Genomic DNA, 19,727 nt, shown 5'->3' with positions numbered 1-19,727 from the left:
CGTAGGGCGGATAAGCGCAGCGCATCCGCCGAACAGGCGCCCAACGTGGCACCGATGGCGGATACGCCTGCGGCTTATCCGCCCTACGGTCTCCCCATCAATGCCTCGCCCCCGCGAACGCGGTAAGATGCGCGCCGCACGCCCATGACCCAGATCCTTCGCACCCGCCCGACCCGAGACGACTGGCTCGCGCATCCGCCGCGGGCCACCGTGCGTCCGCAGCTGCGCCCCTGGTTGCTCGACCCGCAGTCGTTGACCGCCCGTATCCGTGCGCGTTGCGCGCGTTTTGAGGTGCAGGTGATCCGTCAGGCGCCGATGCGCCCCCATCCGGACGAAGCCGAATTGCTCGGCTTGCGCGTCAGCGATCGCGCCTGGCTGCGCGAGGTGCTGTTGCTGGCCGATGGCGTGCCGGTGGTGTATGCCCGCTCGGTGCTGCCGCGACACAACCTGCGCGGCGCGTGGCGCCTGTTCCATGGCATTGGCAGCCGGCCATTGGGTGCTGCGCTGTTCTCGGACCCGCGCATTGTTCGTCAGCCGCTGCGCTGCACCCGGCTCGACACGCGCGATGCGCGTTATCATCGGGCCATGCATTTGATGAGCGGCCAGCTTCGCCTGCCGGCCAGCCTGTGGGCGCGCCGCTCCCTGTTCCGCCTGCGCGGGCGCGCCTTGCTGGTGAGCGAGGTGTTCTTGCCAACCATATTGAATCTCGCCCCATGAGGCTTTCCGAACGTCTGCGTATTTACGAGCGCTTGATGCGGCTCGATAAGCCGATCGGTATCCTGCTGCTGATGTGGCCGACGCTGTGGGGCGTGTGGTTTGCCGGCATGGGCCATCCGTCGGCCTTCATCGTTTGGATTTTCGTGCTCGGCACGGTGCTCATGCGCTCGGCCGGCTGCGTGATCAACGACTATGCCGATCGCAATTTCGACGGCCATGTCGAGCGCACCCGCCACCGTCCGCTGGCCACTGGCGAGGTGAGGCCGGCCGAGGCATTGGCCCTGGCTGCGGTGCTGGCGGTGCTGGCGTTCTTGCTGATCCTGCCCTTGCATCCGTTGGTGCGCTGGCTGTCGATTCCGGCGGTGTTCCTCGCCGGCAGCTACCCCTTCACCAAGCGCTTTCTGTCGATTCCGCAAGCCTATCTCGGCGTGGCCTTCGGCTTTGGCATCCCGATGGCCTTCGCCGCCATCCAGTTTACGGTGCCTGTTGAAGCCTGGGTGCTGCTGATTGCCAATGTGTTCTGGGCGATTGCCTACGATACCGAATACGCCATGGTCGACCGGCCCGATGATCTTAAAATCGGCATCAAGACCTCGGCCATTACCTTCGGGCGTTTCGATGTGGCGGCGGTGATGGTGTGCTATGCGCTGTTTCTGGCTTTGATGGCCTGGGTCGGCATGGCGCTGGGGCGCGGGGTGTTCTACATGCTCGGCTTGCTGGTGGCGGCGGCGATCATGGTCTACCACTTTGCGCTGATTCGTGGCCGTGAACGCGATCGCTGCTTCCGCGCCTTTTTGCACAACAACTGGGTGGGACTGGCGGTGTTTGTCGGGCTGGTGCTCGACTACTGGATCAAACCGATGGGCTGAGTGTCGCCGCCTTGGGCAAACAAAAGGCCACCGGAGCGGGTGGCCTTTTTTTGTTCGGTGCGGCTTATCCGCCCTACGGCATCGGCGTCAGGCGGTCTTGGCGCGGCGCAGGCGCCAGCCGAGCAGGCCCAGACCGGCCAGCATCATGGCCCAGGTTTCGGGCTCCGGCACGGCCGCCACTTGCCAGCCAATATCGGAGAGCAGCGCCCAGTCGAGTTCGGTGAAGTACTTGCGCTGCCCGGCGGAAATCGACGGGGTCAGCGCCGGTTCCTGCAAGCTGCCCATGAAGGTCGAGTCGATGGATTTGAGCACATGGCCGCTATTGGCGAGCGGAACGGGGCCGCCGTAGCTGGCCACGGCCGCCGCGCCGGTGAATGTCAGCCCGGAGGTTTGATTGGTCCAGGCGGCCGAGGTGCCGACGCCGAGCACATGGCCCAGCTCGTGGATGGCGACCGAGTAAAAGTCAAAGCCGCCGAAGGATTCGACAGTGGCAAGGTTGTCGTCCAGATACCAGCTGGTGCCGGTGTCGAAGACCATGGCGCCGCCGAAGGGGCCGAAGTCGACGCCTTGTGGCAGGGCCTGGCTGCGGTTGTTCACGTTGGCGATGAAGCTCGGCGCACCGCCCGCGGAGAAACCGTTGCCGCCTTCTGCCAGGGTGCTGCCAGTGAGCGCACGCGCACCGACAAAAACGCGCAGCGTGTCTTGTGGAATCGACTGACTCGGGGCGAATGTCGGGGAGCCATCGGTTATCAAATCGACTCGAGGCTGGAAAACGTTGTTGCTGCTGACCGTGATCGCCGCCAGCGAGTCCGTCAATCGTGTGCCGAACTCACCCGCGATGGTGTTCATCACCGACTTGTGCTGATCGGTAAAGAAGCCGCTGGTGTCATAGCTGTAGTCGAACTCGATGGTGATGGCTTGGGCTGAGAATGCAGTCAGCGCGAGCGCGGTGGTGGCCAAGGCGTGTTTAAACATAGGATTCCGAATGGCGACGATGCTGATGGTGTATGACGAACGGAGTGAGAATGTCAGAAAAGTGATGATCGGAAAAGCCCGTATCCGATCGGCGGTTGTGGGCGGTGTCAATGTGTCGGGCTACGGCGTCGCCTAGTTCTTTGGTGGCATGGCGTGGGGTTTTTCTGTGGACCCGCAAAGCGGTGCCTCGGGCGCGCGCCTATAATCCGCCTCAGCACCCAAGGGAAACTCACCTATGCAATACAAGGATCTGCGCGATTTTATCGACCAACTCGAAGCGCGCGGCGAACTCAAGCGAGTCACCGTGCCGGTCGATACGCACCTCGAAATGACCGAAATTGCCGATCGCGTGCTGCGTGCGGGTGGCCCGGCGCTGTTGTTCGAAAAGCCGACAACGCGCGGCGTGCCGCAGGCCATGCCGGTGCTGGCCAATCTGTTTGGCACGCCCGAGCGGGTGGCGCTGGGCATGGGCGTGGAGGGCGACTGGAAGCTGCAGTTGCGCGAGGTCGGCCGCCTGCTCGCCTTTCTGAAAGAGCCCGAGCCGCCCAAGGGCTTGCGCGACGCCTGGGAGAAGCTGCCGATGTTTCGCCAGGTGCTCAATATGGCACCCAAGGAAGTGCGTTCGGCGCCCTGTCAGGAAGTGGTGTGGGATGGCGATGCGGTCGATCTGGCGCGCCTGCCGATCCAGCACTGCTGGCCGGGCGATGCCGCACCGCTGATCACTTGGGGGCTGGTGGTGACGCGCGGGCCGAATCAGAAACGGCAGAACCTGGGCATCTATCGCCAGCAGGTGATCGGGCCGAACAAGGTGATCATGCGCTGGCTGGCGCATCGCGGCGGCGCGCTGGATTTTCGCGACCATCAAAAGGCTAATCCGGGCCAGCCCTTCCCGGTGGCCGTGGTGCTCGGCTGTGATCCGGCGACTATCCTCGGCGCGGTCACCCCGGTGCCCGATTCGCTCTCAGAATACCAATTCGCCGGTCTGCTGCGCGGTGCCAAGACCGAGCTGGTCAAGTGCAAGGGCAACGACCTGCAGGTGCCCGCCTCGGCCGAGATCGTGCTCGAAGGCGTCATCCACCCCGGCGAGACTGCCATGGAAGGCCCCTATGGCGACCACACCGGTTACTACAACGAGCAGGCGCCGTTCCCGGTGTTCACCATCGAGCGCGTCACCCTGCGCCGCGAGCCGATCTATCACAGCACCTACACCGGCAAGCCGCCCGACGAGCCGGCCATGCTCGGCGTGGCGCTCAATGAGGTGTTCGTGCCGCTACTGCAGAAGCAGTATCCCGAGATCGTCGATTTCTACCTGCCGCCCGAGGGCTGCTCGTACCGGCTGGCGGTGGTCAGCATCAAGAAAGCCTACCCCGGCCACGCCAAGCGCGTGATGTTCGGCATCTGGAGCTTTCTGCGGCAATTCATGTACACCAAGTTCATCATCGTGGTGGACGACGATGTCGATACCCGCGACTGGAAAGAAGTGATCTGGGCCATGACCACCCGCATCGATGCCACCCGCGACACGGTGCTGGTCGACAACACCCCCATCGACTACCTCGACTTCGCCAGCCCCGAGTCCGGCCTCGGCTCCAAGATGGGCCTGGACGCCACCAACAAATGGCCGGGCGAGACGCATCGCGAATGGGGCCGCCCCATCGTCATGGATGAGGCGGTCAAGACGCGTATCGACGGCCTTTGGGATCAGCTCGGGCTTTGATCCGGCGCGCGCGTCGGCAGGCCTCACCAGTGGGCGCCCGAAGCGGCGAGATGTCACCTGACGTCTTGTGATCGCAGCCCCGGCGCCAGCTTTCGGGCTGGCGTTTTTCATGGCAAAGCGTGTCGGCGGCTTGAACTCGGGCGGTAAACCCCGAACTATGCAGCTGTTGCAGCCTCAAACAGACGACTCAACCGCCACAGGAGTAGCCATGGCCCAGACCGACACCCCGTCGCCATCCGTGATCGAAGTGCCCCGCGAAGGCCTCATCACCCTCGCGCACCTCATTTACGGCCTGCACGCCATCGCGCTGTTCTCCGGCATCGCCACCTCGGCCACCATCATCGGCAGCTTCGTCTCCGGCCTGCCGTCGATCATTGCGGTGATCCTCAACTACGTCAAACGCGACGCCGTGCGCGGCACCTGGCTCGATAGCCACTACCGCTGGCAGATCCGTACCTTCTGGTTCGGGCTGCTGTGGTTCAGCATCGCCTGGCTGATGGCCGTCACCATCATCGGCCTTCCCATCTTCTTCGGCATCATCGCCATCGCCGGCCTGTGGGTGCTCTACCGCGTCGTGCGTGGCTGGATCAATCTCTCCAACCGGGTGCCGATGCCGGTCGATTGACGCGTTGGGCGGCGGATGCGCTGCGCTTATCCGCCCTACGGGACGAGATGTAGGGCGGATAAGCCGCAGGCGCATCCGCCATCGGTGCTGCCCAACGCGCAACGCCATTCCACGCATCAACGCGCCATCGCCGCTCGACAATCCGGTGATGCCTATGGCATTGTTCGCGCATGCCAAACTACCGCCGCAACCTTGTCCCCGGCGGCACCTATTTCTTCACCGTCACCCTCGCTGACCGCCGCAGCCGCGCGTTAGTCGACCATGTCGAGGCCTTGCGCGAAGCCGTCCGCCGCATACAACAAGCCCGCCCCTTCCGCATCGACGCCTGGGTCGTCTTGCCCGATCACCTGCACGCCATCTGGACCTTGCCCGAAGGTGATGCCGATTACTCTTCACGCTGGCGCGAGATCAAGAAAGCCTTTACCCGGGCGGCAGGCGGTGGCGTGTGGCAACGCGGCTTCTGGGAGCACACACTCCGTGACGAGCGTGATTACGCTGCGCATATCGACTACGTTCACATCAACCCGCTAAAGCATGGGCTCGTTGCACGGGTCAGCGATTGGCCGTATTCGTCGTTTCATCGGGCTGTTGCGCATGGCGTTTATCCGGCGAACTGGGCCGGTGATGGCGTCGCCGATATCGAAGCCGGCGATCCGTAATCGATGTGGCTCAACGCGAAATGCAAAGGCCGCCCTACGGACGACATCACGGCATGTGGTGCAGGAAGGCTTGCCATGTCCCGCCCCCCGACGCATCCTTGACGCCTGAACCCCGCATTCGACGGGGACCATCGGAGGAGACAACTCATGGCGTGCTGTCACTACTACGGTCACACGGCGGGAGGCGACACGGCCTTTGCCGTCGATATGTCGGCCATCACCTATGGCGCGGGCTGTCTGGCGGAGGCGGGCGATCATGCGCGCAGCCTGGGTATGCACCGGGTCGCGCTGTTCACCGATGCGAGTCTGGCGGCGCTTGAGCCGGTGGCTGTGGTCAAGCAATCGTTGCTGGCGGCGGGGCTGGATGTGGTGGTGTATGACCGGGTCAAGGTCGAGCCCACCGATGGTAGCTTTCTCTCCGCCGCGCGCTTTGCCAGCGAGGGCAAGTTCGACGGCTTCGTGTCGGTGGGTGGCGGCTCGGTGATCGACACCTGCAAGGCGGCTAATCTGTACAGCACCTATCCGGCCGAATTCATCGACTATGTGAACGCGCCCATCGGTAACGCCAGGGCCGTGCCCGGTCCGCTCAAGCCGCACATCGCCTGTCCAACCACCAGTGGCACCGGCTCCGAGTGCACCGGCATCGCCATCTTTGATTTTGTGGAGCGGCGGGTGAAGACCGGCATCGTCTCCAAGCGGTTGCGCCCCAGTCTGGCGCTGATCGACCCGACCACCACCTACTCGCTACCGGCCAATGTGGTGGCCGCGTCAGGCTTTGATGTGCTCTCGCATGCGCTCGAATCCTTTACGGCCTTGCCCTACACCCGCCGCGCGCCGGCCGATCGCCCGTCACTGCGGCCGATGAGCCAGGGCGCCAATCCGTGGAGCGACCTCGGCTGCGAGAAAGCGCTGCAGATGACCGGCCTGTATCTGGAGCGCGCGGTGCGCGATGCCAGCGACCACGAAGCCCGCGACGGCATGATGTTCGCCGCCACGCTGGCTGGCATCGCCTTTGGCAACGCCGGCGTGCATCTGCCGCACGGCATGTCTTACGCGGTGGCGGGGCAGGTCAAGAATTTCTGCCCGCATGGCTATCCGCAGGACGAACCGATGGTGCCGCATGGCATGTCGGTCATCGTCAATGCGCCCGCCGTGTTCCGCTTTACGGCCGACGCCTGCCCCGAACGCCATCTGGACGCCGCGCGCTGGCTGGGCGCCGACGTGGCAGGCGCGACCAACGCCGATGCCGGCGAGATCGTCGCCGAGCGCCTGATCGCGCTCATGCAATCGACCGGCATTCCGAATGGTGTCGGCGGCGTGGGCTATGTGCCGGCCGATGTGGATTCGCTCGCCGCCGGCGCCTGGGCGCAACAGCGGCTCATCAAGAACGCGCCCAAGCCGGTCACCGAAAACGATCTGGCCGGCCTGTTTCATGGCGCGATGAAGTATTGGTGAGCGGGGCGGCGGATGCGCCTGCGGCTTATCCGCCCTACGCAGGGGCGGTGATCGGTAGGGCAGATAAGCGAAGCGCATCCGCCGAGCCTCCGCTCAATGCCCCTCCCACACCCACTCCAATAGCACGTCCTGCGCGGCCTGGCTGGCGCCGGCGTTGGGGTGGTTCACCATCATCACCACCGCATGGCGCCGGCCGTTCTGGTCGACCACGTAGCCGGCCATGGCGCGCACCTCATTGAGCGTGCCGGTCTTGATGTGTGCCGTGCCGCGCGCGCCGCTGTTGCGCAGGCGCTTGCGGGCCGTGCCGTCGATGCCGGCGACGGCCATCGAGCTCATGAACTCGGGCATGAAAGGCCGCTCCCAGGCTTGCTGCAGCATCTGGCCCAGGCCCTTGGATGTGATCCGCGCGGTACGCGACAGGCCCGAGCCGTTCTCGATCTCGAAACCGGTCAGATCCACCCCGGCCGCGGCCAGTTGCATTCGTGCCAGGCGCGCACCGCCTTGCACCATGTCCGGCGCGTCGCGGTCGCTGGCGCCCAGCGTGGCCAGCAGCTGGCGGGCGATCACGTTGTTCGACCACTTGTTCATGTCGCGCACCACATCCGCCAAGGGGCGCGAGGTGTGCACAAACAAGGTATTGGCCTCGCGCGTCACGCGGCCGTGCAACACCCGGCCACTGAGCCGGCCGCCCATTTCGTGCCACAAGCCACTGACCACCGCCTCGGCAAAGCGCTCGGGGGACATCGGCGACACGAACCAGTCTTTCACGCCGCAGTCATCCCGCCATTCGCCGCTGAGCTTGAGTCGGTCGCCCTTGCGGGTCTGCTCCGGCAGCGCATCGAGTGCCTTGTACCAGCGTGCCGCGCAGCGGCCCGGGGTGGCGGTCAGTTCGGCGTCGAGCTCAAAGCCGGTCACTGGCGGGTCGAGCAACACGCGCGGTGGGCGCGGCTCGGTGGGCGCCAGAGCGGTGGTCGGTGGGGGGCTGACCAGCGAGGCTACCTGCGGCGCCGCGGCCAGCAACTCGGGTTCAGGTTCCGGCACAAAAGTGAGGCGTAAGGCGTTGAAGCTGATCATCAAGCCGCTGGGGCCGGCGTTGTAAGGGCGCAGTGCCTGGCCGTCGAAGCGGTCGGGGTCGTGCGGCGGCAGGCGCAGCGCGGTGTCGTCGAGCACGATGTTGCCCTTGACCCGCTCAATGCCCAGCGTGCGCAACTGGCGAAACAGCTTCCACAGATCCGCGTGAGTGAACACCGGATCGCCCCCGCCCACCAGATATACATTGCCCTCAAGCGTGTTGCCGCGCATCGTGCCATCGGTCGCCAGACGGGTGGTCCAGAAGTAGGCCGCGCCAAGCCGGTCGAGCGTGGCGAAGGTGGTCACCAGCTTCATCACCGAGGCCGGGTTCATGGGGGTGTCGGGGTTGTGGCTGAGGCTGGGCTTGCCGGTATCGACCGGCGCCACCCAGATGCCGACCGCGTCGAGCGGTACATCGATGGCTTTCAGTGCAACGCGAAGTTCTTTCGGGAAGCCGGCGGCATATGCGCCGACCGAGGACAGCAACATCAGCGCAGCCGCAACCACGATCCGGCGGATCAGCGGGCGGTGGGCGCAAAAAGCATCAGACATGAAAATCCGTTTCTCCGTGGCAGGGGGTGCGCCGCTGGCCATGGCCGGAAGGCTGCCGGAGACCCGCCCGCCAACCCGCCCAAACGCTGCGGCGTCTGTGTGCTGTCGTCATTATCCCGGTTTGAGCGCAAGTTGCCATGGGGGGCCGGCGGGCGGCGAGCTCCCACCCCACGATAACCGCGGTGCCGCACGGGTGGGTTGCGTAGGGTGGTCAGCTCCGCTGCCCACCAAGCGGTGGTGGATCGGGTAATACGCGGTTACGGGGCTTTGTGCCCGGGGCCTCGGCCGACGGTGGGCGACGAGCCGCCCACCTTACGAGGATTTACGAGCCGGGCAATCCCTTGGTGCGATCCTGCCAGGCGCTGCCTTGTTGCCACTGAGTTGGCAAGCGGCGGCGTTCGGCGCGCAGGGCGGTGTATTCGGCCATGACGCGGGGGACGTAGGCCTCGGTTTCGGCGTAGGGCGGCACGCCGCCGTGGCGTTTGACGGCGCCGGGGCCGGCGTTGTAGGCGGCCAGGGTGAGGGTCAGGTCGCCGTTGAAGCGGTCGAGCAAATACCGAAGATAGTTGGCGCCGGCGGTAAGTGAGCCGACGGCGCCGGGGCGTTGAAATTGCTCGGCGGTGGCCGGCATCACCTGCGCCAGGCCTTGCGCGCCTTTGGCCGACACCGCAGAGGCGTTGTAGCCGGACTCGATCTTGACCACCGCATGCAGCAATTCGGGTTCGATGCCGGCGGCGCGGGCGGCGTCGGCGATGTCATCCGAGAAGGGGCGGGCGCGGGTGGCGGGATTGTGTTCTGCGGCTTGCGGAAGGCGCCAGTCGGCGCGCGGCTGCAGCCGGTACGCGGCGCTGGGTGTTTGCAGGCGGTAGGGGGTGTCATTGCTGTGCGCCGGGGTGGTGCCGGCAAACATCAGCACGACCATCGCACCCAGGTTGCGGGCGAAGCGATCAGTAGGCATGGCGGTCACGGAAGACCAGCACAACGGTCTTGACGATGATCCACAAATCCATGCTGAGCGACCAGTTGCGCAGGTATTCCAGGTCGTATTCGATGCGCTTTTCCATCTTTTCGACCGTCTCGGTTTCGCCGCGGTAGCCGCTCACCTGCGCCCAGCCGGTGATGCCCGGCTTGACCTTGTGGCGCACCATGTAGCCCTTGATCAGCTTGCGATAGGTTTCGTTGTGCGCCACCGCGTGGGGGCGGGGGCCAACAATGCTCATGCGCCCCTGCAGCACATTGATGAACTGCGGCAGCTCGTCGAGCGAAGTGCGGCGAATGAAGGCGCCAAACGGGGTGATGCGCTGGTCGTTCTTCGAGGCCTGCTTGACCACCGCGCCATCGTCGCAGCTGCTCATTGAGCGGAACTTATAGACCACGATCTCCTTGCCATCGAGGCCGTAGCGCCGCTGCTTGAAGATGACCGGCCCGGGCGATGAGCGTTTCACGCCGATGGCAACGAACAGCATCACCGGCGAGATCAGGATCAGGATCAGCGTCGCCAGAATCACGTCCGACATGCGTTTGATCATGCCGCTGATGCCAATGAAGGGTGTCTCGCACACCGCCACCACGGGCATGCCACCGACATGGTCGACCTGCCCCTGAATGAGATCGGTCACGAAGATGTCGGGCGCGAAAAACACCGAGGCAGTGGTGTCCTTGATGTTGTCGAGTACTTTCAGGATGCGTGGCTGGCTGGCCATGGGCAGTGCCAGGTAAATATGGTCGACATGGTGGTGCTTCACGAAGTCGGCCAGTTGCTCCAGGCCGCCCAGCAAGGGCGCATCGCCAATGCCCTCAAGGCGTTCGCGGGCGCGATCGTCGAAATAGCCCATGAAGCGCACGCCGATAAAACGGTTCTCGGCAAAGTTTTGGGCGAGCCGGAGGCCGGTTTCGTTGCAGCCGGCGATGATCGCGGTGCGGGTATAGCCTTCCATCGACAGGATGTTCGGCACCACCCAGCGCGCCAGACTGTGCATGCCGATCAGGGCGATTGGCGTGGCGAGTAGCCAGGCCTGGATGACTTCTTCCGGGAACACAGAGATGTATCCACTCGCTCGGCCAAATACCACCAGAATGGCCGCCACGATCAGCCAATTGATGACGGTCTTGCGCAGCATGCGGCGAAAGCGCTCGTGCAAAAAGAGCGCGCCGGGAAAGGTGAGCGAAAAAACGATCAGCGCAACAATGACATAGGGCGCGTCGGGGCGCTCGCCGTAGGTCAGCGCGACCAGAAACAGCGTGGCTACGGCAACTGCCGGGTCCAGAAATGTTTCGATCGTGCTGGAGAAGGAGATTCCGCTACGATGGCGCTGGCTGGATTTTTCGAGGCTGGCAAACATCGGTTAGAGTTTTTTTGTGCAAGGCAACAAGCGCATATCATATGCCTGAAATGTTGCAATCGGCTACATCGTTTCATCGTTTCGACTTGATCGTGTGGCCTAATTCGCATCAAGATGCGGCCTGCCATGGGGGCTTCAGCGCAGCGAGCCGTCTATCGCTTCAGGATTTGTTTTGAATATTCATATGGGTTTTATTGGGGTCAATGTGACATCTCTTGCCACCGGGACGACTGCAGATCGGCGCTCTGGCCCTGCATGTCAGGGGCGTGATCCAACGGCGGCCGCGCTCTGCGTGGGCGCCGTGTTGGGCGCACTGCTTTTGCCGGCCGGCGCCATGGCCGCCGACGACACCTTCAGTCTCACCGCCGGGCAGGTGTTTCAGTTCGACGACAACGTCTATCGCGTTGCGCCTGGGGTGCGCCCCTTTGGCCAGTCGCAGAGCGATCGCATCAGCATCACCTCGCTGCGCGCCGATTTCGACCGGCAATACAGCCTCCAGCGCCTGCGCGCCTCGGCCAATTTCGCGCGCATTGGCTTCCAGCGCTTCGACACGCTCAATTACGACACCCAGGGCGGCGAGTTGCGCTGGGACTGGGCACTGGGCCACCGGCTCACCGGCCGGCTCAGCGTCGACCAGAGCCAGTCCGCCCGCGACCTGGCGGACGTCGGCGGCAGCCGCAGCAGCATTGGCACCTCCCGGTCGCTGCGGTTCAGTGGCGACTACTGGTGGCACCCCGACTGGTCGGTGGGCGCCGGTATCGAGCGGTTTTCGTCTACCTATAGCGACGTCGCGTCGCAAACCAGCGACTATGAAGCCCTGCGGCCCGAGCTGCGCCTGACCTATCGCCCGCGCTCCGGCAACCAGATCGCGCTGGTTGGCCGCTTCACCGATGGCACCTACCCCAATCGCCAGGCTGGCGTGCTGTCCGACGATGGCTTCGAGCAAACCGACCTGCAACTGAGCGGCCGCTGGCAGCTCACCGGCCACAGCCGCCTCAATGGCTACGCCGGTGTCACCCGCAGGCAACACCCCAATCTCACCTACCGTGACTACACCGGCCCGACCGGCCGGCTCACCTACGATTGGACGCCCACGGGCAAACTCGCCGTCTCGGCCACCCTGCGCCGCGAAATCGGCGCGCGGGACGACCTCTTCGACAACTTCGTGGTTACCCGCGCCGCGTCCTTCACCCCCAGCTGGGCGGTGTCCGGGCGCGTGCTGGTGCAAGGCGCGGTCGAATGGCGCAAGCGCGACTTCCGGGGCGACCCAGGCTTGCTCTCTGGTAGCCAAAGCCGCGACGACATCACCCGTACCTACTCCCTCAGCCTCAGCTACACCCCCATCGACCCGCTCCGGCTTGCGGTGTCGATTGGCCGCTACCGCCGATCGAGTGACGACCCCAATGCCGGGTACACCGCCAACGTGGGCACGGTGTCGGCGCAATATCTTTTTTGATCGGCAGAAAGAGCGTTGCAGGTAAGGGCGCCGCTCGGCGTTTTAAATGAATGTCATGGCGATCGACGCCAGCACTGACGTGCGTTCCAGCGATTCTGAGGCAAGGCCTTGCGTTTGGCGCATTGCAACAGAAGCGGTGCGCAAAAATCGCGACATGCCTCGCCAAACCTGACGAGCGGGGTGATTGTGCGCTTGCAACTGATATGACGTACGTGCATGATGCGCACCTACGACATGTTGATCGGGTTGGTTTGTTTTACCCGTTTGGCACAGGTCGGCAAATTTTACAAAGGCCGGCGCCAGAGCCCATGAGTTGCCAGTGCGAGCGCCCGGTAAGACTATTGCAATGTGCTGATGCTCTAATGGTTTTTTGTCTCAAGAGCACGACGGCAGATGTGTCTGGCATGTTGCGTGCTTATATGTTCGTGATGCTTTTTTGGAGAGTGCAGCATGAAGATCAAGTTTTTGGTTTTGGCCGTGTTCAGTGTCCTGGCGGCGCCCGCCATGGCCGTCAATTCAGTCATCGACCTGTCGTCGGGCTCGGCCGCAGGTGCGCAAACGCACGTGGCGGCGCCGGGCTCCTCGTTCGTCGATCACTACTTTTTCAGCCTCAGTCAGCCGGTTGTTGGCGGCCTGGGGGCGTCCGATATTGAGCTGTCGTATGTGGTTGGGCCCACCATGGTGGGTTTCGATATCGGCGGCCTGACCGCCAGTCTGTGGGCTGACCTCGGCACGGTGGGCAGCTTTGATGCCGGCGTCGATTCGCAAATCACCACCTTCGGTTCGGGCGAGCAGCTCAGCGGCAGCTTCCAGCTTGCCGCCGGCAACTACTTCTTCCAGGTCGGCGGCACCACAATCGGCGCCACGGGCGGTGTGTACAGCTGGGCAGCCAGTGTGTCGCCGGTGCCCGAGCCCGAGCAATACGGCATGCTGCTGGCCGGTCTCGGTCTGATTGGCTTGATCGCGCGTCGTCGCGTCGGCCGCTAAGCCAGTGCAGTAATACACCTCGGGCCCGGCTTGCCGGGCCCGAGTCTCGTCTGGCGCTAGTAAATGGGCATAAGTTGTTATGCGGATGTTACTGCCCGATGGAATGAAATGTTTTCGTGTAACAATCGCGGCATACATTGATGCACTGCACATCGCGATTGTCATGCACTCGCGAACGTCCCTTTATGTGGTGCGTGCGCCAAACTGGTGCGTGCGCCTGAGCGGAGTTGGATTCATGGCGTTTCAAAAGGTCGGAGGTCGCGCAGTCGGAGCGGCGGTATTGGTTGCCAGCGCACTCGTGCTGGCAGGGTGCGGCAAGTCGGACGACGCAAAATCGCCGACCCAGGTCGCCGCCCGTGTGAATTCGGACGAAATCTCCGTCCATCAAATCAACAACGTGCTGGCGCGCACCCCCAACCTCAAGCCCCAGCAGGTCGAACTGGCCAGCTCGCGCGTGCTCGAACGCCTGATCGACCAGGAGCTGCTGGTTCAGCGCGCCATCGACAAAAAGCTCGACCGCAACCCGCAAGTCATGCAGGCCATCGAAACCTCCCGCCGAGAAATCCTCTCGCGCAGCTATATGGAGCAGTTCGCCGCCACCGCCGAGCCGCCCGCCCCGGCGACCATCCAGGCCTTCTACGACGAAAACCCCGCGCTCTTCGCCGAGCGCCGCATCTACACCCTGCAAGAGCTCAACATCACCGTCGGGCCCGACAAGGTCGAGGCGCTGCGCGCAGCGGTTGCCGCCGCGGGCAACCTCAACAATGTCGTCACCTGGCTACGCGATAACAATCTGCCCTTCCAGGTTGGCGGTGGTGTCCGCGCAGCCGAGCAGCTGCCGCTCGAGGCCTTGCCGCGATTCGCCAGCATGAAAGACGGTCAGACCGGCTTGGTGCAAACCCCGCAAGGCGTGCTCGTCATCTACCTCGCCGCCTCGCGCCCCCAGCCGCTTGATCTGGCCGCTGCCACCCCGTTCATTGAGCGCTTCTTGCTCAATCGCACCAAAGCCGACATGGCGCGCGACGAGCTCAAGCGCCTGCGCGACGTGGCGCAAATCGAATACATGGGCAAGTTCACAGCGCCCACCGTCGCCGCCCAGGCAGACGCGGCGCAACCGGCCACCGCGCTCGATGCCGCCGCCACATCGCTACCCACTGAGGCTGACGCGGCGCCGGCTGCCGTCGCCCCGGCCACTGAAGCGATCAGCACCCAGGCTCTCGAAAAAGGCGTGTCGGGCCTCAAGTAAGGCGCCGACCACAAGACACCCACGATGACTCCACACCGCCAGCCCATGTCCTTCCGCCGACTGCTCCAGTCCCTGCTGTGCCTGTTGATGTTCGCGGGCGTGCTGTCCAGCGCCCAGGCCGCCGATGCCGAATACGTGCTCGGCCCCGGCGACATCATCCGCATCACCGTCTTCCAGAACCCCGACCTCACCACCGAAACCCGGGTCTCTGAAAACGGCGCCATTACCTTTCCGCTGGTGGGCAATGTCGACGTCGGCGGGCTGACCGTACCCGCTGCCGAGTCGCGCATTGCCGAGCAACTGCGCAGTGGTGGCTTCGTGCTGCAACCGCAGATCGGCATCTTGCCGCTGCAGATTCGCGGCAACCAGGTGGCCGTGCTCGGGCAGGTTAATCGCCCCGGCCGCTACCCGCTCGAAACCTTCAACATGCGCCTGTCCGACATGCTCGCCATGGCTGGCGGCATTTCCGGTGCCGGTGCCGACGAGCTGGTGCTGATCGGCGTACGCAAAGGCAAGATCGAGCGCACCCGCATTGATGTGCCCGAGCTGTTCATGAAGGGCGATCTGGCCAAAGACGTGATCGTCTCCGGCGGCGATGTCATCTATGTGCACCGCGCGCCCACCTTCTATATCTATGGCGAAGTGAACCGCCCCGGCGCCTTCCGCCTCGAGCGCGGCATGACCGTCATGCAAGGCCTCGCCACCGGCGGTGGCGTCACCATCCGCGGCACCACGCGCGGCATGCAGATCCATCGTCGTGGCGAAGACGGCCAGCAGCACGTCATCGAGCCGCAGCTTGAGCAAGCGCTTGAGCCCAACGATGTCATTTTCGTGAAAGAAAGCCTGTTCTAGGCCCGGGGTCGTTGATATGTCGTTCCAGCAATTCTTGCTCATTCTCCGCGCTCGGCTCTGGCTCGTGCTCGCCACCCTGGCCGTGGTCGTTGGCACCACGCTCGCCGTCAGCCTGATCCTGCCCAAGCAATACACCGCCGAAGTCGCGCTGGTGGTCGACGCCAAAAGCGCCGACCCGCTGCTCGGCGGCCTGCTGCCGGCGCAGATGATCCCCGGTTACATGGCCACCCAGGTCGACATCATCTCGTCCGACCGCGTCGCCCAGCGTGTGGTTAGCCTGCTCAAGATGGACCAGTCGCCCGTCGTACAAGAACAATGGCGTGAAGACACCGACGGCGAGGGCAGTATCAAGGTGTGGCTGGCCGAGTTGCTCAAGAAAAAGCTCGACGTCAAACCTTCGCGCGAAAGCAATGTCATCACCATCGGTTATGAGGGCACCGACCCCGGCTTTGCCGCCGGCGTGGCCAACACCTTTGCCCAGGCCTATATCGACGTCAGCCTCGAACTCAAGGTCGAGCCCGCCCGCCAGTACGCCAAGTGGTTCGACGGCCAGACCAACAGCCTGCGCGCCGACCTCGAGGTCGCCCAAAAGAAGCTCTCCGAATACCAACAAGAGCGCGGCATCATCAACACCGACGAACGCCTAGACGTTGAAACCGCCCGTCTGGCCGAACTCTCTACCCAGCTCTCGATGGCCCAGGCACAGCGGGTGGACAGCCGCTCCCGTCAAACGCAGGGCGGCAGCGCCGAGAGCCTGCCCGAGGTCATGCAAAACGGCCTCATCCAGAGCCTCAAGTCCGACCTCTCGCGGCAAGAAGCCACCCGCATGCAAATGGCCGGCCGGCTTGGCGCCAACCACCCCGAGCTCGCCCGCATCGACGCCGAAATCAGCAGCCTGCGCGACCGCATCGCCACCGAAACCCGCCGTGTCGTCAGCTCGCTTGGCACCACCAACCGGGTCAACGTCCAGCGTGTCACCGAAGTCGAAGCCGCGCTCGAAGCGCAAAAGCAAAAAATCCTCGACCTCAAAGCCCAGCGCGACCAGATCGCCGTCTTCCAGCGCGACGTTGAAAACGCCCAGCGCGCCTACGACCTCGTCACCCAGCGCCTCGCACAAACCAGCCTCGAGAGCCAGACCCAGCAAACCAACGTGGTTGTTCTGTCGCCGGCCGTGGCGCCGCTCAAGCCCTCCAGCCCCAAGGTACTGCTCAACACCGCGCTCGCCGTCTTCCTCGGCATGCTGCTCGGCGTAGGCGCCGCCTTGCTGCTCGAACTCATGGACCAGCGCGTGCGCGGCGAAGAAGACCTCTCCCTGCTCGACGGCGTCCCCATGCTCGGCACCATTCCCGCCACCGGCAAAACCGGCGCCTTCCGCCACGCCGCCGCATGAGCCCTCAATCCACACCCGGCCGGATGAATCCGGCCCTACCGAAGCCGCCCAACGCGCTCGGTCTCGCCACCGTAGGGCGGGTTTCAACCCGCCATCGTCCGTCCTACGTGGCCGGCAACCAAACCCACGCACCCGCCCCGCACGCCCGAGCCCAATGACCATGACCACACTCCACCGCGTCATCGACACCGCTGCCCAGGCGCCCGCCGAGATCCGCCCCGAAGCCGACCGCTCCATTGGCGCGCTCCTCATCGACGCCGGCAAACTCAAGCCCGAAGACGCCGAGCGCGTGCTGCGCCTGCAACGCGAGCAAAATCTCCGCTTTGGCGACGCCGCCAAGCAACTCGGCCTCATCACCGACGCCGACATCGAACAAGCCCTGCTGCGCCAGTTCGACTACCCCTACCTCACCGCCGGGCAAAGCACCGTCCAGGCCTCGGTCGTGGCCGCCTACCAGCCGTTCTCCCCGCAGGTCGAAGCGCTCCGCGCCCTGCGCAGCCAGCTCATGCTGCGCTGGTTCGACGCCAGCGCTGAGCAAAAAACGCTCGCCATCACCAGCCCCGGCCGGCACGAAGGCCGCTCCTGGATCACCGCCAACCTCGGCGTCGTGTTCTCGCAACTCGGCGAGCGCACCCTCATCATCGACGCCGACCTGCGCAACCCCCGCCAGCACCACCTGTTTGGTATCGACAACCGCGCCGGCCTCTCCGCCTTCCTCTCCGGCCGCGGCGGCCCCGACAGCATCCAGCGCATTCCCGCCCTGCGCGACCTCTCCGTGCTGCCCGCCGGCACCGTGCCGCCCAACCCGCAAGAGCTGCTCGCCCGGCCCGTGTTTGCCCAGCTGCTCGCCCAACTCGCCAACGAATTCGACGTCATCCTCATCGACACCCCCGCCGGCAGCCTGTTTGCCGACGGCCAGACCATCGCCGTGCGCGCCAGCGGCGCCCTCGTCGTGGCCCAGCGCAACGCCAGCCGCCTCAGCCTGCTGCGCAGCTACACCGACATGCTCCGCCAGGCCAGCGCCACCGTGGTTGGCGTGATTCTCAACGAGAAACCGTAGGGCGGGTTTCAACCCGCCAGCCGACCAGCCGCAAATCACCCATGACTGCCCCCAGCGCCCCCGCCTTGATCGACAACCGCCGCGCCGAACTTGCGCCGTGGCTGATCGTCCTGCTTGGCTTGGCCGTCATGTATGTGCCTAGCTTTATCGATCTATTTCGTGGCGTCTGGAGTACAGACCAGCAGGCCCACGGTCCTATCGTGTTCGCGATCTCTATCTGGCTGCTGTACCGTAAATGGTCCGAGATGATTGCCGCCAGCGAAGGCAAGCCCACCTCCGCCGCAGGCTGGCCGGTGCTTGTCTTTGGACTGCTGCTCTACATCCTCGGCCGCTCGCAAGACATTCTGCTGTTCGAGATCGGCTCGCTGCTGTGGGTGCTCGTCGCAATCATGCTCTTGCTGCGCGGCACGGCGGCGGTCAAGGCCATGTGGTTTCCGCTCTTCTTCATGCTGTTCATGATCCCGCTGCCGGGCGTGGTGGTCGATACCGTGACCATGCCTATGAAAATGGCTGTGTCGTATGTTGCTGAGATCGTGCTCTACGGGGTGGGATATCCCATCGCCCGTAGCGGGGTCATTCTTCAGATCGGCCAGTACCAGCTGTTGGTGGCGGATGCTTGTGCCGGCCTGCACACGCTCTTCACGCTGGAAGCGCTTGGCCTGCTGTATCTCAATCTGGTGCGGCACGAATCGATAGCTCGCAATGTGACCCTCGCCGTCCTTATCGTGCCGATCTCCTTTACCGCCAACGTGATTCGGGTGATGGTGCTCACGCTCATTACGTACCACCTTGGTGATGCAGCAGGACAGGGGTTTCTGCACGGATTTGCGGGAATGGTTCTGTTCATTAGTGCGTTGCTTCTAATTATTGGGGTGGATTCGTTGCTTAGGCTGGGTCTTAAGCGCGGTTCTCATGTCGTCGGCACCGCTGGAGACCGTAGCACCTCCTCTGGGCGATGACGTTTGCCGTTAATCCGTGCTCCGTTCCGATGGTGCGCGGCCCAAGGCTTCTTCCCTCTCTTCAAATTAGTTCGCTCTGCCACATGAATGACTACGGATTTAACAATGCTTCGGCGCTCTATTTTTCTATTTTTATTCTTCATGGCATCCGCGGTGATCGCCCACGTTATGACGCCGCTACAAGTTCCGAGGGAAGGCGGTAAAGCGAGTCTGGCCAAAATTATTCCAAAAGAATTTGGTACATGGGCTGCGGATTCAACCTCTGCTCCAGTCGTTGTTGCGCAAGATGTACAGGCGAATCTGGATAGATACTATTCGGATATTCTCACGCGGACCTATGTTGGCGCTGGCGGTCAACGGGTCATGGTTTCAATTGCCTACGGCGAGGATCAGTCTCGAACGAACCAAGTACACAAGCCAGAAATTTGTTACCCCGCCCAAGGATTCTCGATTCTTAGTGAACGAAAGGGCTACATTGAAACGGCCAACGGTTCCATTCCAGTTATGCATCTGGCAACTCGAATGGGGCGCCGTTATGAACCCGTGACCTACTGGATTCTCATCGGAAACAAGGTTGTCCGTGGGGCTCTTGAGCAGAACATCGCTCGGATCAGTTTTGGCCTAGACGGTGCAATTCCTGATGGACTTCTATTTCGGGTCTCTTCGATTGATCAGGATGCTCAGCGAGCTTATGCGCAGCAGTCTAGATTTGTTGCTGACCTTCTCGGCGCTCTTGATCCGTCTGTGCGTGCGCGGTTAATCGGAAGCATCGGGACAGTTCCGGCTGAATAGAAA

The 19,727-nt window shown here is 63.7% G+C and carries 19 protein-coding genes; 15 read left to right on the top strand and 4 right to left on the bottom strand.

The genetic code is table 11. The features are described from left to right. The first annotated feature begins 144 nt into the window (after positions 1-144). Entirely contained in the window at positions 145-717 is a 573-nt protein-coding gene (locus tag FHP91_RS08165; RefSeq protein WP_144309104.1) for a chorismate--pyruvate lyase family protein, read from the top strand. Further along, positions 714-1,586 (top strand): 4-hydroxybenzoate octaprenyltransferase, encoded by an 873-nt coding sequence (ubiA, locus tag FHP91_RS08160; RefSeq protein ID WP_144309103.1) that lies wholly within the window; start codon positions 714-716, stop codon positions 1,584-1,586. Before FHP91_RS08165 ends, ubiA begins: the two co-directional genes overlap by 4 nt. Positions 1,587-1,673: 87 nt before the next feature. On the opposite strand, the gene FHP91_RS21440 is transcribed toward ubiA, so the two are convergent. Continuing rightward, positions 1,674-2,561, bottom strand: a complete 888-nt coding sequence (locus FHP91_RS21440; RefSeq protein WP_144309102.1) for a PEP-CTERM sorting domain-containing protein — start codon at positions 2,559-2,561, stop codon at positions 1,674-1,676. Positions 2,562-2,571: 10 nt separating this feature from the next. Between FHP91_RS21440 and FHP91_RS21600 the strand changes: the two genes are divergently transcribed. From FHP91_RS21600 to FHP91_RS08135, 5 genes are all read left to right on the top strand, one after another. Continuing rightward, positions 2,572-2,697 (top strand): hypothetical protein, encoded by a 126-nt coding sequence (locus tag FHP91_RS21600; RefSeq protein ID WP_281281777.1) that lies wholly within the window; start codon positions 2,572-2,574, stop codon positions 2,695-2,697. 99 nt (positions 2,698-2,796) lie between these two features. Continuing rightward, positions 2,797-4,278, top strand: a complete 1,482-nt coding sequence (ubiD, locus tag FHP91_RS08150) for a 4-hydroxy-3-polyprenylbenzoate decarboxylase (RefSeq protein ID WP_144309101.1) — start codon at positions 2,797-2,799, stop codon at positions 4,276-4,278. 208 nt (positions 4,279-4,486) lie between these two features. Continuing rightward, positions 4,487-4,903 (top strand): DUF4870 family protein, encoded by a 417-nt coding sequence (locus FHP91_RS08145; RefSeq protein WP_144309100.1) that lies wholly within the window; start codon positions 4,487-4,489, stop codon positions 4,901-4,903. Between the two features lie 170 nt (positions 4,904-5,073). Then, positions 5,074-5,562 carry an REP-associated tyrosine transposase gene (locus FHP91_RS08140; RefSeq protein ID WP_144309099.1) on the top strand — a complete coding sequence of 163 codons (489 nt, stop codon included), beginning with the start codon at positions 5,074-5,076 and terminating at the stop codon, positions 5,560-5,562. 147 nt (positions 5,563-5,709) lie between these two features. Then, positions 5,710-7,017, top strand: coding sequence for a hydroxyacid-oxoacid transhydrogenase (locus FHP91_RS08135; RefSeq protein WP_144309098.1), 1,308 nt, complete (start codon positions 5,710-5,712; stop codon positions 7,015-7,017). 93 nt (positions 7,018-7,110) lie between these two features. Here the strand turns inward: FHP91_RS08135 and dacB are convergent, their stop codons facing one another. The 3 genes from dacB to FHP91_RS08120 form a co-directional block, all read right to left on the bottom strand. Continuing rightward, complete coding sequence (dacB, locus tag FHP91_RS08130; RefSeq protein WP_246116255.1) at positions 7,111-8,640, bottom strand: D-alanyl-D-alanine carboxypeptidase/D-alanyl-D-alanine endopeptidase; 1,530 nt, start codon at positions 8,638-8,640, stop codon at positions 7,111-7,113. A gap of 322 nt (positions 8,641-8,962) precedes the next feature. Continuing rightward, entirely contained in the window at positions 8,963-9,598 is a 636-nt protein-coding gene (locus FHP91_RS08125) for a lytic transglycosylase domain-containing protein (RefSeq protein WP_144309097.1), read from the bottom strand. After that, positions 9,588-10,982, bottom strand: a complete 1,395-nt coding sequence (locus FHP91_RS08120; RefSeq protein WP_144309096.1) for an undecaprenyl-phosphate glucose phosphotransferase — start codon at positions 10,980-10,982, stop codon at positions 9,588-9,590. Before FHP91_RS08120 ends, FHP91_RS08125 begins: the two co-directional genes overlap by 11 nt. Positions 10,983-11,286: 304 nt before the next feature. Here FHP91_RS08120 and epsL point away from each other — a divergent pair, with 304 nt between their 5' ends. From epsL to epsI, 8 genes are all read left to right on the top strand, one after another. Then, complete coding sequence (epsL, locus tag FHP91_RS08115; protein ID WP_144309095.1) at positions 11,287-12,438, top strand: XrtB/PEP-CTERM-associated polysaccharide biosynthesis outer membrane protein EpsL; 1,152 nt, start codon at positions 11,287-11,289, stop codon at positions 12,436-12,438. 450 nt (positions 12,439-12,888) lie between these two features. Further along, the gene (locus FHP91_RS08110) at positions 12,889-13,425 is read left to right on the top strand and encodes an FxDxF family PEP-CTERM protein (protein WP_144175403.1); all 537 of its coding nucleotides are present in this window, start codon (positions 12,889-12,891) and stop codon (positions 13,423-13,425) included. 235 nt (positions 13,426-13,660) lie between these two features. Beyond that, positions 13,661-14,671 (top strand): EpsD family peptidyl-prolyl cis-trans isomerase, encoded by a 1,011-nt coding sequence (locus tag FHP91_RS08105; RefSeq protein WP_144309094.1) that lies wholly within the window; start codon positions 13,661-13,663, stop codon positions 14,669-14,671. Positions 14,672-14,695: 24 nt separating this feature from the next. Continuing rightward, positions 14,696-15,523: a polysaccharide export protein EpsE gene (gene epsE / locus FHP91_RS08100; protein WP_246116254.1), complete on the top strand. Its 828-nt coding sequence runs from the start codon at positions 14,696-14,698 to the stop codon at positions 15,521-15,523. A 16-nt stretch (positions 15,524-15,539) separates the two neighbouring features. After that, the gene (gene epsF / locus FHP91_RS08095; RefSeq protein WP_144309093.1) at positions 15,540-16,913 is read left to right on the top strand and encodes a chain length determinant protein EpsF; all 1,374 of its coding nucleotides are present in this window, start codon (positions 15,540-15,542) and stop codon (positions 16,911-16,913) included. Between the two features lie 160 nt (positions 16,914-17,073). Beyond that, entirely contained in the window at positions 17,074-17,973 is a 900-nt protein-coding gene (gene epsG / locus FHP91_RS08090) for a chain length determinant protein tyrosine kinase EpsG (RefSeq protein ID WP_144309092.1), read from the top strand. Between the two features lie 41 nt (positions 17,974-18,014). Beyond that, a complete protein-coding gene (xrtB, locus tag FHP91_RS08085; RefSeq protein WP_144309091.1) occupies positions 18,015-18,932 on the top strand; it encodes an exosortase B in 918 nt (305 codons plus the stop codon). Between the two features lie 87 nt (positions 18,933-19,019). Next, positions 19,020-19,724, top strand: a complete 705-nt coding sequence (epsI, locus tag FHP91_RS08080) for an exosortase-associated protein EpsI, B-type (protein WP_144309090.1) — start codon at positions 19,020-19,022, stop codon at positions 19,722-19,724. Positions 19,725-19,727: the final 3 nt, after the last annotated feature.

It is taken from the genome of Denitromonas halophila, from assembly GCF_007625155.1.
Classification (GTDB): Bacteria; Pseudomonadota; Gammaproteobacteria; order Burkholderiales; family Rhodocyclaceae; genus Nitrogeniibacter; species Nitrogeniibacter halophilus.
Note: the sequence above shows the minus strand (reverse complement) of the source record. Positions and strands in the feature narration are given on the sequence as shown.